This is a genomic window from Bacillus bingmayongensis, from assembly GCF_000299035.1.
Taxonomy (GTDB): domain Bacteria; phylum Bacillota; class Bacilli; order Bacillales; family Bacillaceae_G; genus Bacillus_A; species Bacillus_A bingmayongensis.
In genome coordinates, this window is sequence record NZ_JH921518.1 from 188,564 (window position 1) to 203,398 (window position 14,835).

The following is a 14,835-nucleotide window of genomic DNA, read 5'->3' on the forward strand; positions in this document are numbered from 1 at the left end:
ATTTTTATTTTTAGGGTAAAAAAAGAGAGACGGATGTAAAGAGAGTTATCCTTCTCTCCTTACACCTTTTAATTTAATAAATATTCTGTTTATTTTTTTTGAATTGGTGGCTCTGTTTCTTCCATTGTTAGTTCGCGCTCTAGAACAGGTACTGGATAATCAACACCATCTTGTTTTTGCAACGTTATAGAATAAAGCGTTTGCAAAGCTTGGTGGTCTTTCTCTCTAAATTTCATTTTTCCCTTTGGCGTATCAAATTCCATTCCTTCCATTTTCTTAATAAGTGTATCAACATCTGTATCGCCTTTCGTTTTCTTTAAGGCTTCAACAATGGAAATTGCCGCTGACATTCCTCCAGCTGTAAATAAATCTGGAACTGTTCCATTGAAACGCTTCTTATGTTCTTCTACTAACCAATCGTTTACTTTATTTTTCGGAAGGGTATGATAATACACTGAAAATCCTTGCATACCTACTAATGCATCCATCGTTTTTAATGCTGGTATGTCCGGTGCTCCCGTTGAAATCTTAATCCCTTGTGCCTCCACGTTCATATCTTTTAACTGCTTCCATGGTGAGTTTGCACCAGCCCAAACAATGAATAAATAATCCGGTTTTGAACTAATGATATTTTGAATATTTGCCGTAAAATCAGTAGAATTCGTATCAGCATATTGTTCGTTTACTATATTCGCACCTAATTTCTTTGCCCCAGCTTTAAATGCAGCAACCCCTTCACGACCAAATGCATTATCTGGTGCGAACGTTGCAATCTTCACATCTTTTTTAGCAATTGATGCAGCGCCAGCAATTGCATCTTGAGATGAATTTCTTCCCGTTCTAAAAATGTATTTATTCCAGTTCTTACCTGTAATACTATCTGCAACTGCAGGCTCAACGACCATTACTTTTTCATACTCTTCCGCTAGTGGTAACACTGCTAATGTATCACTTGAACTTGAAGATCCAACGAGAAAGTCAACCTTATCTTCTTCTAATAGTTTCGTAGCTTTTTTAACCGCTACATCCGCTTTCGTTTCCGTATCCTCTACAACAAACTTAATCTTCTTTCCTTCGACTTTCCCTGTTCCACCTGTTGCATAATCGAGTCCTAGTTCAAATCCATTTACTGTTTGTTTCCCATACGATTCAAGCGGACCCGTTAACGAAGCAAGAACACCTACCTTAATCGTTTTCTCATTGTCTGTACTTACTTTTTCTCCCGAACAACCGGCTGTTACTAACAATGAGCCAAGAATACATCCCGTAAACACCATTTTTAGCCACTTACGTTTTTTTGCTGACATTGTGATCCTCCCCATACTTTACTTTCTGATAGAATCAAATACGCCATAGTAAACCATCCGTAATCATGACTTTTCGCTTTTAACAATGTGAATTATGTTATCAATAGAAAATTCTCGAAGTACTTCTACATTCGCCAGGCATTTACAAATCCCTTCCAATGCATTTGTAAATATTCATACAATTATTTAAATTATACATTTAAATAACTGTTCTCTTCCTCTAATATATTAGCCCTACAAAAAAAGACTAACTTCCAAAGTGAGTTAGTCTTTTCCACCAATCGCACTACTCTTAAGACACTTTACGTAAAAAGTCTACTATTGCACGATAAATGGCATACATTTCGTAGTGATGTTTTTCAAAACTAGGATCAGCACTTGTTCTCACAATAACAAGGTTTTCTGGTTGGTTTATATAAATATTCTGACCCCAAATTCCTATAGCAAGAAATTCTCCGACTATATAATCTGGTCCAGGAGTCCACCATTGATACTGATAGTTATCAGTGAAATGAGATTGATTATCTTTCAGTAGATTATGTCTTTCAGGTATGGTTGATTCTCGAATCCACTCTTGTGAAATAATCTGTTTCCTCTTCCAATTTCCATTATGTAAGTAGAGCAATCCAAATCTAGCAAAATCTCTCAACGTAGCATTCAAGAAAGAATAAGGTATCGTGCTCCCATCACTACCTATATTCCAAAATGCATGTGACTCCATTCCAAGCGGTTCCCATATTTTCTCTTGTAAATATTGTGCTAAATTCCGTCCAGTTGCTTTCGCAACCAGCATCCCTAACACTTGTGTATCTATACTTTTATAAGAAAATTTCCCAGAAAATTCTTTATACTTAAATCGGTTTATATAATTATTCACACCCTTACTTGTAATCAATGATGCCTGCATTAGCATATAAAAATCTGATGAAAAATTATGATAATCTTCATTGAAATAAATGCCAGAACACATCTGTAGACATTCCTTAATAGAAACATTCTTATATCCCGAGTCCCTTAACTCTGGCAAATAAGTGATGATTAAATCTTGCACTGATTTGATGTGCCCTTCATCAATCGCTATACCTACTAAAGCTGATAAAAAAGATTTTGCGAGAGACCATGATGTATTAAGTGATTCACATGTATTTCCATGAAAGTATTGTTCATTTACAACTTTATGATCTTTCATGATGATAAAACCCGTTGTGATCGTATTTTTAAGAAACTCATCAAGAGTTGATTGCTTCCCATTATAGCTATACGTAACATTCATATCCTTCAAATCATAATCAAATTGAGAAATAGCTCCTTTACGTTTCACCTTTTGAGCTGGATATATTTTATAAAGATTGCGGAAATTTTCAATTGTGTTTTTCTTATCGAATAGTGTAAAAAAATCCATAAAACCCTTCTTATCTGTGGTCTTCCTATTCCTTACAATCAGTAAATCGTTTAAACTAACAGCTATTGAAGCCGGAACACTAATAGTTCTTGTAAAACTATATTTCTTATTCATCTTATTCTCCTTGAATTAAAACATATTCAACCCGATATCGTTAATTATGAACAGCAAGGAAAGATCTCCAAAAAATTCATTCCAATGTGATTATGATTAACTTCAAAAATACAAAATATACAGTGCCATTTACAGTTCATGTATGAATCTATTCACAAAGCTCTTAGCTGCTTTAGAATTGGCTTAATACGGTATTCACGTGATTGCATTAGCACTGGATGCCATTGATACACCCATTATTCAAGGCTATAAAGATTTAAGGTTAATTGATGCAATGAAAGCAAAAGTAATGGGAAATAAATTAACTCAACCTGAGCAAATCGCAGATACTATTCATCTTATTTCATTGGAGGAAGCAAGTACAATTAACGGGAGTGTTGTTATTGCAGATGAAGGTTACGCTTCCTTTAAATAATATTAACTTTCCAATCACTATCATTTTCACACATGCAAAAGCAGCGTAGAATCTATAATTCTACGCTGCTTTTCTATATCAACACAAATTATGAAATTGAGTTACTCTCTAAACCATCTAATCCTTCTGCCAATTGTTTCTTATCTAAATTCTCACCAATCATCACAAGATTTGTTGGGAACCCAAAGTCCTGCTCCAATAAAATGGGTACACCAAATGAGTATTGTAATAGGTGCGGATATTTATCTCCATGAAATTTCACAAATCCCTTAACTCGATAAATCTCCTGTGGCAAATTGGAAAGCCATTCGTATAGTTGATCTTGATCGATTGACTTTGCAAATTGATATGTCATCGTTTGTATATGTAAATGCTGTTTCACATGTAACGTTTTATGTTCTTCATTACCTTCTAATTTCACGCCTTCTATATCTTCTAAAGATATATTGCAATACTGTGTTTCATACAATTTTGCATATTTATTTATCGCTGCTACTTCTTCTAAAATCTGTTTCTTTTCCTCATCTTTTAGCAAGTCTGATTTATTAATAAGAATATGGCTTCCGTATTTGATTTGTTCATTTAGAAGTTGTTGAACATTTTTACTTAATGTATCACGATTTAACCATCTCATTGCATCTAATACAACAACAATTGACTTCACTTCAAGAAACGGAGCTAAAATAGGTGATAAGCATGCATCCAACACTTCAATTGGATGAGCAACTCCCGTTGTTTCTATATAAATTACATCCGGTCTTTCTTGTTGATATAAAGAATGTAACTGAATCTCAAGTTCATCTTTCAACGTACAACAAATACAACCTTTGAGAAGTTCTCTTAAAACATTCTCTTTCCCTATAATATCTGTATCTACCGAGTATTCTCCTATTTCATTCATTAAAACAGCAACTTTTCGATTTTTCTTTTTTTCTGCTAATAATAAATTTTGTAGCAGTGTTGATTTCCCGCTACCTAAAAAGCCACCTAATATGTGAATTTCTACTTTACTCATATGACCAACCATCCATTTCGTTTTAACTACTTTTTATCATTTCTTATTTCATTATTATTGTTTTTCTTACTTTTTACAACTAAGAAAAGAGGATTCCATAACAACCCTCCCCAAACAGTAATCATTACGATTTATGAAATCTATTCTATTAAAATCTTTTTCATTTGTAAATAAAAAATGATAATCTATTTCAATTAATGCTTTAAAATACAAGTCACGATTAAGGGTCTAATTCATATTTATATAATTTAGACCCCTACTTATGAACATTTGATATATTCATTTGGGTAAGTCATTTACTTCATATGCAACCCGTATTCCAGATTCAATTGCTCCTTGCATCCAACCATGAGTGAGTGTTGTATGCTCACCTGCAAAATGTATTCTCCCTTCAGGTGTCGGCATATAAGGGAATAGTTCCAGTTCTTGCCCTGATTCAAAAGCAGTAAATGCTCCACAAGAATAAGGATTTTGCCCCCAGCTAAACGATGTACCTGTTACAAATTCAGCATAAACTTGATTTCCGTAAATTCTCGCTAAATTTCTTAATGCATAGCGAATACGTTCTTCATTAGACAGACTGTCCCACGTTAATGCTTCATCTGCCCATGTATAACTTGCTAACAGTACAGCTACTCCCGCTGTATGGATCCCTCGGCTCGGATAATATGTAAATCGAATTGGTAAGTCCGTTATCGATTTTCCGCCATATTGCCCCGCCTTTTCCCAAAATCGACTTTTAAATTCAATTGCAATTTTTGTTGAAGCCATATAGTTAAGCTCACGAATCGCTCTTCGTTTGTAATAAGAAAAAGAATGATACGGTTCAATTTCTACAAAACGCAAAGCAGAAAATGGGATTGTTATAATCGCAAGATCTCCTATCGCCATAAACTGTTCTAAAGTTTGCTCGTGATTTGTCTGGATCGCAACACTGTTATCGTATTGTATTATTTTAGTCATTTTGTAATTTAAAAATATATTTTCCTTTAACTGTGGTAAAAATGCTTTGGGTAATGCATCCATCCCACCTGTAATCTCATAAAACTTCGTGGTAGATGTAAAAAAAATCATTTCTCGCAATACTTCGATTAAAGATATTCCCATAAAAGCTTCCATATCAAGAAGTACACCAATCATATCAATTGCCCCATCTGAAAAATAACAACTTAAGAAAGTACCTAATGAATATCTTCTATATTGTTTTTCTACAATAGTCCAATTTTTATCTGGGTCTTTCTTAATGAAATCAATAATCGGCTGTAGTGCTAAATTCATTAAGTCTTCCGCGGTTTTCCCTTTTTCCTCTAGTCTAACTGGATAATGTAAAACACTCGGATTTTGTTCAAATGTATGAAGGCGTGTTCGAATACCATTTGTATAAATGATATCCATAGGAGTTCGATTTATAAATTCGTTCATTGGCAAACGAAATTTATTTATATATCCTAAAGTTAAAGTCTGTACATCAGGGATACGCATTGGTCCTGCATTAAAATATAGTCCCTTACTGAAAGGAGCCCGCAGCGTAAGTACTCTTCCTCCTATTCTGTTATTCGCTTCAAGAATTTTAACTTTATGACCAGCATCCTTTAAAAGCGAGGCACTAACTAATCCCGCTAATCCAGCCCCCACAATAATAATATTTTTAGGGGCTTGCGACTTAGAAAGTCCTTCTTTAATGATTCGTAGCATTTGTTCCGTCGTTAATTTGTTATTCATATTATGAGGCATCCTAATTTTCTCCTCTTCAAAAGGATTTCATTGCATTATATTCAATGAAAAAGATGCCTATGTTTAATTCTTCATGTTTTAAAAAGATTATAATGGATGAATTTTCAAATACTTGAATATCTTTTATGAAATGTAATAAACTAGTTTTGAATCTGTCGAAGTAAGACCTATATATTTTCTTACATATGATTGAATTGAAAAAGCAAGATCAAAAAATTTATGAAATGGCGAGGAATTTTCAGATGAAAAAAGGTATCGATCGTGTTGTATTAGTCGGAACAGGAGCTGTAGGATGTAGCTATGCCTACTGTATGATTAACCAAGGTGTTGCAGAAGAGTTCGTTCTTGTTGACGTAAATGAAGCGAAAGCAGAGGGAGAAGCAATGGATTTGAGTCATGCGGTTCCCTTTGCTCCAGCACCGACAAGAGTTTGGAAAGGTAGCTATGAAGATTGTAAAGACGCAGACCTTGTTGTAATTACAGCAGGCTTACCACAAAAACCAGGTGAAACTCGTTTAGACTTAGTTGAAAAAAATGCTAAAATCTTTAAACAAATTGTTCGCAGTATTATGGATAGTGGATTTGATGGCATTTTCTTAATCGCGACAAATCCAGTCGATATTTTAACATACGTAACTTGGAAAGAATCTGGATTACCAAAAGAACGTGTCATTGGTTCTGGTACAACGCTTGATTCTGCTCGCTTCCGATACATGCTAGGAGAATATTTCAATATTGGTCCTCACAACATTCATGCCTACATCATTGGTGAGCATGGTGATACTGAGCTTCCAGTTTGGAGTCACGTATCCATTGGAATTCAAAAACTACAAACAATCCTTGAAAAAGACCATCAGCACAACCAAAAAGATTTAGACGACATCTTTGTAAATGTCCGTGACGCTGCTTATCATATTATCGAACGAAAAGGTGCTACGTACTATGGAATTGGCATGTCGCTATTACGTGTAACAAAAGCCATTTTAAATAATGAAAATAGTGTACTAACCGTATCTGCTTATCTTGATGGACAATATGGGCAAAAGGATGTATATATTGGCGTTCCTGCAGTTATTAACCGACAAGGAATTCGTGAGATTTTAGAAGTTGAATTAAGTGAAGAAGAAGAATTAAAATTTGATCATTCGGTACAAGTACTGAAGGAAACAATGGCCCCTGTCCTTTAAAGAGAATTGCTCTTTCATTAAAAAATTTATGTTTTTATAAGGGTGTCCTAAAAGATTGATGAAATCGCCCTTTTAGGACACCCTTTTTTCCTGCTTTAGTACGTAAATGTAATTGTCACCAATGAATATCCAACTTGTGCGCTATAAGGTGCTGCTTGATAAGATACTTGTTTTGCACCTATAGGCCAAGAGATTTCATTTAATGCTTTCTTAATATCTTGAATTGCTCCATTCATAGACTGCCTATAACGAATTTCAACTTTCGTTGGTTTTGATGCAAATTGCTGCTGCAATTTCCCTTTAAATTCATTGTAGTTTTCCGCTCCATATTGAGCAGATAAATAAAGAAGGTTTGTATCGTGTAACATTTGTTGATATACCAAAGCTTTCGGACTACCTGCCTTTATTTTATAATTCACCATAGTAATTTGTTACTGCTTTCGGGAATGCACTACGGTCCAATTGTTGATCTTTACTTAATTGTTCATCTGACATGTTTAAGTAAGAGTACATAACTCGCCCTTGTTTATCGGGAACAGGGTCATCAAACATTGTATCAAGATGATACCATTTCCTTTCAATTTTCACTAAATTCCAAGCATGCGGTTCTCCATTTCCTGTTCCTTTACATATTGCGTTTGTTCTTTTGATTCACGATATGTAATATTCAATGTGAATACATAGTTTCCAGGTATACCACGTATTGAATACTTTGTACTTGCTACATTATGTTTTAAATATTCATCTGAATCTACTGTCTTACCGTATTCTTTAACAAGCGTATCCATAACTTCTTGAAGATTATTATGATTTGTTTTATATGTAATTGTAATGTTTTCTTCTCGATTATCAATATGCTGCTTTAATTCTTGCTGAAACCCTTTTAATAAATTTGTATCACTAGAATTTTTCTCATCAGGCAACACATTCTCGTTAAGACGTTTCTTATACTCCAATGCATTATATAAAAACTGTGCGTATTGTTCACGAGTTACTGTCTTATTTGGTTCAAATTTCCCATCACTGGTTCCTGATGCAATGCCATTTGACTGCACTGCACTAATAGCTCCCTTTGCCCAAGATGTTTTTGGCACATCATTGAAGGTATGCTCATTAAGCACAGGAACTTTGAAAGCATTCTTGATTAGAGGAGATTCTCATCCTCCTCTAATCATTATCTTTCACCAGTCGAACCTTTATGACAGCTTCTTTCTAACTTCTTGTAGGGTTCTTACTTGATAAAATCGACTTAGAGAATAAGCATACTTATATCATTCTCTGAAGAAATCTCTAATTCATTGCTATTTATTATGGATACGATCCTCTTCTTCATTATTCACCTCAAGCACATCAAGTAAAAAGATAAAAATCGGAATCCCAATAATAAGGCCCCATATCCCTAAAAAATGCTCCGAAAATATAAGAACCATAAATGTATAAAAAATTGGCAAATTCGTTTTTGCAGACATAAATTTCGGATTTAATAAATAGCTTTCAATCGCATGAATAACTGTAATGAAAATTAATATGTATACGACATACGCAATCCCACCAATGTTATAAGCGATGATACAAAGTGGAAATAGTGAAATAATAACACCTGCAACAGGAATAAGACCGAGCAGAAAAATCATAACTGCTAATACAAGTAGCTGCGGGAATCCTAGAAATACAAGGGCAATGACAGAAAGAATACAGTTTACAACTGCGATTAAAAACTGTGCCTCAATAACTTTTCCAAATGAACGGACAAATTTCTGACCAAAGTATGCAATTTCCTCATAAAAAATACTAAGTTTACTATCCCTACATTTAGAAGTAAAAGCAATAATACGCTCTTTTTCTAACAAGAAAAATAAACTTAAAATAAGAGAAAGGAAAATTTGGAAACTTACCTTTCCGATATTCGCTAACGATTGATAAATCACATCCACACCTTGTTCAATATACTTCGATACTTCCATCTGATTAATTGCAGCAAGCACATATCTGATCATTTCATTATCAGGAGGATTTTTAAAAAACAGCTTAAATTGGTGAATCAATTGTGAAATTTGTATTGTTAATACAGGTAAATATTTATATAAGGTAGTAATAATAAACGCTACTAAAACAATGTATAAAAAAGCGATAATCACTTTCCTATTTATCCGTACAAAACGATTAATCTTTTCAGAAATAAACCTTTGAAACCGATCCATTAAAAACGTAAGGATAAAGGTAATTAATATTAAATTAATCATACTTTTTAGCCCGTATAGTATAAGAGCCAAAATGACTAATACAAGAAGCCGCTGAAACCCTCTACTTTGAAAGAAATTTTTCATTTGCATCATTTATTTCAAACCTCCCCCTTCCAGTTTCTTTATCCTGTTCATCATGAATAGTTCTATCAATTCTTAAATAATAAAACACTCTATTTAAAACATCTTATGAATAAAACTCTTCAATCTTTCTTTTAACTTTGAAAAGTCTCATTTTCCATCTGTATTATAAAATTCTCAAACAACTCTCACTTCACATATTATTATAATTCTCTAAAACTCTCCATTCACAATCTTATGTATTCTATCATTTATCTTTATTTATATGTAAGCACTCTCCCACTTCATATAATCCGTAGCGAGAGAGTGCAAATTACACTTTTCTTTATATACATTGTGTTCTTTCTAAATCGTATAATCCCTCTTTATATTTGTACACACAAATATAAAGCATCACTACCCTTTTTCTAGATTTTGGGAGATTCCCTATTTCCCCTTATCGACTTGCTTCGCTAGTAATTCCTTTACTTGATTATACGTTAACCCTGAATTTTTATTTAAGCGTTTCACTTCATCAATATCAGTACCTACAACAGTATATTTCTTCTCTTTATTCATCACGACACATCCTTTTATAAAATTCCACTAAGTCGAGTACATATTATTTGTTATATTTCTTCCCTAAACTAAGAATTCATACTCGTTAAATCCTAACTGCTAAAATCATTGCATGAAAAAAGAAGCTATTTGGCAAATAGCTTCTTTTTCTACTACATATATTTTCCGTATTAATAAAATTTCACTACATCTTCAATAGGTAAGAACGTTCTTTCACCTGGTTGTTCATTTGGCTCACCAAATGGCATTTGTCCTACTAAGCTCCACTCTGCTGGGATATTCCAAGTTTCTTTCACTTCAGCATCTACAATTGGATTATAGTGTTGTAATGATGCTCCGATTCCTTCTGCAGATAATAGCATCCATACAGTATGTTGTAGCATTGCATTTCCTTGATGAGACCAGAATGGGAACTGTTCTTTATATAATGGTGCATTTTCTTGCATTTGTTTTACTGTCGCTTGATTTTCAAAGAATAATACTGTTCCTACTCCTTCGCGGAAACCTTTAAGTCTTTCTACTGTTGCTTCAAAGTTTTCTGCTGGCACGCGAGCTCTAAGCATTTCTTTTACGATATCCCAAAACTTTTCATGCTCTGCATCCATTAATACAACCATACGACCACTTTGCATATTAAAAGATGTTGGTGCATGTAAAGCTGTTTTTAAAACTTCATTGATTCTTTCTTTTGTAATCGTAGCATTTTTTGTTACTTTACGAATTGAACGACGGTTCACAATTGCTTCTTTTAAGTTTGTTGTAGTTACTGACATGTTAATTCCTCCAAGTATATAAGTTGTATAATTTATTTAAACAAATAGATTTGATTCTTTAATGAAAGATTTGGCTTAGCAATATCCGTCAGTCGTACATTGCATTCCATCAAATGAATTTGTTTTTTCCTTTTGTATTTCTTTATCAATTACTCTTTCTAACATTTCTTTACTAGCAAGACCTTGAATTACTTCTTCTCCAATCATTACAGTTGGAACGGCCATAATATTTGCTTCATCGTATGCATGTTGAATTGCTTTTTGGTGTTGTTCTTTATATTTACGAGTTACTAAAGCTTCTTTAAATTCAGCTTCAGGAAGCCCCACTTCACCTGCTAATTTTGTTAGTACGTCTATCTCTTCAATATTTTGTTCTTCCTGGAAAAATGCTGTGAACACTCGATGATGAAAAGCATTCTCCAAGCCATGTTCCTTTGCAAATTGATATCCCTCAAACGCCAAATGCGTATATGGATGAGGAGAAACACGTGGTAGACGCATCTCAACTCCTAATTTTTTTGCAGTAGGAAGAATGAAGGAATCCCATGATCCTAATTTATCCGGCTCCTGCCAAGGATCAATTTTTGAATATGGACTTGGACGTAATTCAAATGGCATCCATTCAATTTCTACATCTTTCTCCTTAGCTACTTCATCCAATGGACCTTTTGCTAAGAAACAAAATGGACAAATAAAATCAGAGTACACTTTCATTTTTACAGTCATATTATTGCACCTTACTTTCTTTTATTATTAAACGTTGTAATCAAATTAGTTACATCACTGAGAAAAAAATATGCATTCTCTTTTTTATAGAGATTTGCATTCCTCAATACTTATTTCAAGCATTCATTTTATGTTGTAAAGATTCAAATAACTGCCCCATAGTAATACTTCTCAAAACCTCTTCCATTGCAGATTGTGCCTGAACTAAAATAACCTCTAAAACTGCTTGAATATTCGCTCCAATCGGGCAATCCGGATTAGGTTGTTCGTGAATGTGAAACAACTTATCTTCTTCAACCACATTCACTGCATGATACACATCTAATAATGTGATTTCATTTAAATCCTTTAATAATCCTGCTCCACCTAGGCCTCGATTCACATAAACAAACTTGGCCTGTTTTAAGTAAGACATTATTTTTCGAATCACAACCGGATTTGTATTTACACTTTCAGCCATAAATTCTGAAGTGCAAATAGATGATGGATTATTTTTCAAAACAGATAAAATATGAACAGCGATAGAAAAGCGGCTACTAATTTTCATCATAATCACCACCTTGATGTAATCATTATAGTTACAACAGATAAATAAGTCAAGCCTTTCTAAAAAACTTTTTTAAATACGTGATAGCAATAAAAAGGCATCTCACAAATGAGATACCTTTTACGATTCTGCAAACAAAGCTTGAAATTCTTCAATAAATAGTTGAACAGCCAGCGAAGCTTCCTTTAATGAAGGAACAGCTAAAGCAATTTCTCTCCACACTTGTGGTTCTAATTCTCTTGTCTGAACATTCGGAGGTATATCTGATAAAGATAATTCAGCTAATATAGCTAAACCCAATCCCTCTTGTATCATATTCAAAGATGTCGTCACAGTAGACACAACATATTCAATACAAAGCGGTACTGAAGCTTGGTTAAACATTTCTATAATTGGCGGCTCATAGCCACCTTTACAAATAATGATTGGTTCATCTTCTAAGTCTTTTATTGTAATCGTCGTTTTCTTACACAAAGGATGATCATCTCTTAGAACAACAACCATCTTTCCCTTCGTTAAAGGTACGATCTCCATTTCTTTATTTGGCAAAATCACAATTCCTACATCAATTACACGTGATAATAGCCATTCTTCCACTTCTTTCAGTGTTCCTTCATGGAGAACCAGCTCTAAATTCGGATATTTCTCACGAAAGATATTGATCATTTTAGGCAAGAAATACGCCGATGCACTTGGAAAACTTCCGATTCGAATTGTACCAACTTCATGTCCTTTCTCCATCGCTACTTCTTGTTCTACTTTCTCAACGCCATTTAAAATTTCTCTAAAATGAACCAAAATACGATTTCCTACATCAGTAAGAATTAAACCTTTTCTTTTATCACGTATAATAAGTTTCACATCTAATTCCGATTCCACGCTAGAAATAGCATGGCTGACAGCTGGTTGTGTCATATTCAAGATTCGAGCTGCTTTCGTAAAGCTTCCCAGTTCAACTACTTTTACAAAAACTTGAAGTTGTGTAATCGTCATAACTAATTACTTATACTCCTTATAAAAAAGATTCATTTTATTTATCATGTTCAATATCATATCATAGTGAAATGGAATACAACAAGGAGGGGATTATTATGACACAGCTTTCACGAACAAAAACGGCCTTACTCCTTTCATTTCTCGTTCTTATGTGGGGGATTAATTGGCCTTTATCTAAATTTGCTTTGCATTATACACCACCCGTATTATTTGCAGGGATCAGAACAGTAATAGGAGGATTTATTCTACTTATATTTGCATTACCGAAATACAAACAACTAAATCTAAAAGAAACTTGGCATTTATATTTTATTTCTGCTTTACTCAACATTATTTTATTTTACGGACTACAAACTGTCGGACTTCAATATATGCCCGCTGGACTCTTTTCCGCTATTGTATTTCTTCAGCCTGTCTTACTTGGAATTTTCTCTTGGATTTGGCTTGAAGAAGCAATGTATGGCTTGAAAATTTTTGGTCTTATCCTTGGATTTACAGGCGTTGCTGTTATTAGTTCTAGCAGCTTAACCGGACATATTTCTGTCATCGGCATCTTACTTGCTTTAGGATGTGCAATTGGATGGGCCCTTGGTACAGTATTCATTAAAAAGACTGGAAACCGTGTAAATGCAATTTGGATGGTCACACTTCAACTTATTATTGGAGGATTTTGCTTAATTGGATTTGGTTCAGGGTTTGAAAACTGGTCCAGTATTGCTTGGAGCATACCATTTGTAATCGTACTATTATTCATTTCAATCTTTGTGATTGCAATGGGCTGGCTAGCTTACTTTACACTTGTCGGAGCTGGAGAAACGAGTAAGGTTGGTGCCTATACATTTCTCATTCCCCTTATTGCAATTATTGTAAGTTCTATCTTTCTACATGAAGCAATCACAATTAGCTTATTTGTCGGCCTTTTATTTATTGTCGTAAGTATTTGCTTTGTGAATATAAAACCTAAATCACTCATGATGAAACAATCGGTTGAACCTAAAAGGTGCTAATCAAAAATAAAAAAGAAAGAGCCTACCATCTCATAGGCTCTTTCTTTTTACCGCTTTTTACGACGTAATACAAAGATACATGTACCGAATGATACTATAATAGAAAGCATGGATAAAATAATAGCTATTGTTTGCAGGCTTGCATTTTCTTTCTCTTTCACATCCGATGCTTTTGACTCTCCATGTTCCCCTGTTAGTGTTGTACCTTTTGTAATTGTAGTAAGTGAATGCGGTTTATGCGGTTTATCCGCTTTCTCATCACCTGTCCATTCTACAATATCTCCATCCTTATACTGTTGATATGCATCCCAAACTACTTTTTGTTCTTTATCTGGGTTTTTCGCAACAAAAGTAAATTGTTGGAATTGACCAGGTAAAATCCCTTCTCCAGTCGCTTCCCATATAACAGATTTAACTTTCCCAGATGTATCTTTTTGTTCATTAACTTTCCATCCCGGTACAGGTTCATACTGCTGGAACTCGACTCCCGCTGGTATTTTAAGGGTAACTTTCGTTGTTGCTATATCCTTTTCAACAGGCACTTTTATTGTATACGTTTCCCAAGAGCTAATTCCAGAAGTAGCTGGTTTCACCGTTACATGTGCACTAACAGGTAACGAGAAAAGTCCCATTGCAATTACTGTTGCTATCATTGTTGTTCCAAATTTTTTTATACGTTTCATTTTCTTACGACTCCTTTTTGACTCTCTATAAGTAGCTGGTTTTAGAC

At 34.1% G+C, this 14,835-nt stretch carries 13 protein-coding genes and 3 pseudogenes; 3 read left to right on the forward strand and 13 right to left on the reverse strand.

All coding sequences use genetic code 11. The features are described 5' to 3' along the window. Nucleotides 1–89: 89 nt before the first annotated feature. Both Y7E_RS0115550 and Y7E_RS0115555 read right to left on the reverse strand, forming a co-directional pair. Nucleotides 90–1,307, reverse strand: coding sequence for a substrate-binding domain-containing protein (locus Y7E_RS0115550; protein WP_017152197.1), 1,218 nt, complete (start codon nucleotides 1,305–1,307; stop codon nucleotides 90–92). 292 nt (nucleotides 1,308–1,599) lie between these two features. Further along, nucleotides 1,600–2,823 carry a serine hydrolase domain-containing protein gene (locus Y7E_RS0115555; protein ID WP_017152198.1) on the reverse strand — a complete coding sequence of 408 codons (1,224 nt, stop codon included), beginning with the start codon at nucleotides 2,821–2,823 and terminating at the stop codon, nucleotides 1,600–1,602. A 166-nt stretch (nucleotides 2,824–2,989) separates the two neighbouring features. Between Y7E_RS0115555 and Y7E_RS29960 the strand changes: the two are divergent. Continuing rightward, nucleotides 2,990–3,238, forward strand: a pseudogene (locus Y7E_RS29960) (SDR family oxidoreductase); the annotation flags it as partial. Between the two features lie 88 nt (nucleotides 3,239–3,326). Here the strand turns inward: Y7E_RS29960 and Y7E_RS0115565 are convergent. Together Y7E_RS0115565 and Y7E_RS0115570 are read right to left on the reverse strand one after the other, a co-directional pair. Then, nucleotides 3,327–4,253 carry a CobW family GTP-binding protein gene (locus Y7E_RS0115565; protein WP_017152200.1) on the reverse strand — a complete coding sequence of 309 codons (927 nt, stop codon included), beginning with the start codon at nucleotides 4,251–4,253 and terminating at the stop codon, nucleotides 3,327–3,329. Nucleotides 4,254–4,532: 279 nt separating this feature from the next. Continuing rightward, nucleotides 4,533–5,975: a flavin monoamine oxidase family protein gene (locus Y7E_RS0115570; protein ID WP_026049227.1), complete on the reverse strand. Its 1,443-nt coding sequence runs from the start codon at nucleotides 5,973–5,975 to the stop codon at nucleotides 4,533–4,535. Nucleotides 5,976–6,229: 254 nt separating this feature from the next. On the opposite strand from Y7E_RS0115570, the gene Y7E_RS0115575 reads away from it, so the two are divergent. Continuing rightward, complete coding sequence (locus Y7E_RS0115575; RefSeq protein ID WP_026049228.1) at nucleotides 6,230–7,174, forward strand: L-lactate dehydrogenase; 945 nt, start codon at nucleotides 6,230–6,232, stop codon at nucleotides 7,172–7,174. A gap of 95 nt (nucleotides 7,175–7,269) precedes the next feature. Here the strand turns inward: Y7E_RS0115575 and Y7E_RS29965 are convergent. From Y7E_RS29965 to Y7E_RS0115620, 8 genes and pseudogenes are all read right to left on the reverse strand, one after another. Beyond that, nucleotides 7,270–8,082: pseudogene (locus Y7E_RS29965) on the reverse strand (transglutaminase-like domain-containing protein); the annotation flags it as partial. A gap of 78 nt (nucleotides 8,083–8,160) precedes the next feature. Beyond that, a pseudogene (locus Y7E_RS34775) lies at nucleotides 8,161–8,295 on the reverse strand (S-layer homology domain-containing protein); the annotation flags it as partial. 180 nt (nucleotides 8,296–8,475) lie between these two features. Further along, nucleotides 8,476–9,510: an AI-2E family transporter gene (locus Y7E_RS0115595; protein ID WP_017152204.1), complete on the reverse strand. Its 1,035-nt coding sequence runs from the start codon at nucleotides 9,508–9,510 to the stop codon at nucleotides 8,476–8,478. A gap of 414 nt (nucleotides 9,511–9,924) precedes the next feature. Beyond that, a complete protein-coding gene (locus Y7E_RS34780) occupies nucleotides 9,925–10,056 on the reverse strand; it encodes a hypothetical protein (RefSeq protein WP_017152205.1) in 132 nt (43 codons plus the stop codon). A gap of 170 nt (nucleotides 10,057–10,226) precedes the next feature. Continuing rightward, nucleotides 10,227–10,829 (reverse strand): nitroreductase family protein, encoded by a 603-nt coding sequence (locus Y7E_RS0115605; RefSeq protein ID WP_017152206.1) that lies wholly within the window; start codon nucleotides 10,827–10,829, stop codon nucleotides 10,227–10,229. 75 nt (nucleotides 10,830–10,904) lie between these two features. Next, nucleotides 10,905–11,555 (reverse strand): DsbA family oxidoreductase, encoded by a 651-nt coding sequence (locus Y7E_RS0115610; protein ID WP_017152207.1) that lies wholly within the window; start codon nucleotides 11,553–11,555, stop codon nucleotides 10,905–10,907. Between the two features lie 115 nt (nucleotides 11,556–11,670). Next, the gene (locus Y7E_RS0115615) at nucleotides 11,671–12,102 is read right to left on the reverse strand and encodes an Rrf2 family transcriptional regulator (protein WP_017152208.1); all 432 of its coding nucleotides are present in this window, start codon (nucleotides 12,100–12,102) and stop codon (nucleotides 11,671–11,673) included. A 120-nt stretch (nucleotides 12,103–12,222) separates the two neighbouring features. Further along, entirely contained in the window at nucleotides 12,223–13,095 is an 873-nt protein-coding gene (locus Y7E_RS0115620; protein WP_017152209.1) for a LysR family transcriptional regulator, read from the reverse strand. Nucleotides 13,096–13,193: 98 nt separating this feature from the next. Here Y7E_RS0115620 and Y7E_RS0115625 point away from each other — a divergent pair, with 98 nt between their 5' ends. Further along, a complete protein-coding gene (locus Y7E_RS0115625) occupies nucleotides 13,194–14,105 on the forward strand; it encodes a DMT family transporter (protein ID WP_017152210.1) in 912 nt (303 codons plus the stop codon). Nucleotides 14,106–14,152: 47 nt separating this feature from the next. On the opposite strand, the gene Y7E_RS0115630 is transcribed toward Y7E_RS0115625, so the two are convergent. Then, entirely contained in the window at nucleotides 14,153–14,788 is a 636-nt protein-coding gene (locus Y7E_RS0115630; protein ID WP_017152211.1) for a YcnI family copper-binding membrane protein, read from the reverse strand. Nucleotides 14,789–14,835: the final 47 nt, after the last annotated feature.

Coding starts and splice junctions, on each gene's coding strand:
- Y7E_RS0115550 (WP_017152197.1), bottom strand. CDS start 1,307: ATGTCAGCAAAAAAACGTAAGTGGCTAAAAATGGTGTTTACGGGATGT.
- Y7E_RS0115555 (WP_017152198.1), bottom strand. CDS start 2,823: ATGAATAAGAAATATAGTTTTACAAGAACTATTAGTGTTCCGGCTTCA.
- Y7E_RS0115565 (WP_017152200.1), bottom strand. CDS start 4,253: ATGAGTAAAGTAGAAATTCACATATTAGGTGGCTTTTTAGGTAGCGGG.
- Y7E_RS0115570 (WP_026049227.1), bottom strand. CDS start 5,975: ATGAATAACAAATTAACGACGGAACAAATGCTACGAATCATTAAAGAA.
- Y7E_RS0115575 (WP_026049228.1), top strand. CDS start 6,230: ATGAAAAAAGGTATCGATCGTGTTGTATTAGTCGGAACAGGAGCTGTA.
- Y7E_RS0115595 (WP_017152204.1), bottom strand. CDS start 9,510: ATGATGCAAATGAAAAATTTCTTTCAAAGTAGAGGGTTTCAGCGGCTT.
- Y7E_RS34780 (WP_017152205.1), bottom strand. CDS start 10,056: ATGAATAAAGAGAAGAAATATACTGTTGTAGGTACTGATATTGATGAA.
- Y7E_RS0115605 (WP_017152206.1), bottom strand. CDS start 10,829: ATGTCAGTAACTACAACAAACTTAAAAGAAGCAATTGTGAACCGTCGT.
- Y7E_RS0115610 (WP_017152207.1), bottom strand. CDS start 11,555: ATGACTGTAAAAATGAAAGTGTACTCTGATTTTATTTGTCCATTTTGT.
- Y7E_RS0115615 (WP_017152208.1), bottom strand. CDS start 12,102: ATGAAAATTAGTAGCCGCTTTTCTATCGCTGTTCATATTTTATCTGTT.
- Y7E_RS0115620 (WP_017152209.1), bottom strand. CDS start 13,095: ATGACGATTACACAACTTCAAGTTTTTGTAAAAGTAGTTGAACTGGGA.
- Y7E_RS0115625 (WP_017152210.1), top strand. CDS start 13,194: ATGACACAGCTTTCACGAACAAAAACGGCCTTACTCCTTTCATTTCTC.
- Y7E_RS0115630 (WP_017152211.1), bottom strand. CDS start 14,788: ATGAAACGTATAAAAAAATTTGGAACAACAATGATAGCAACAGTAATT.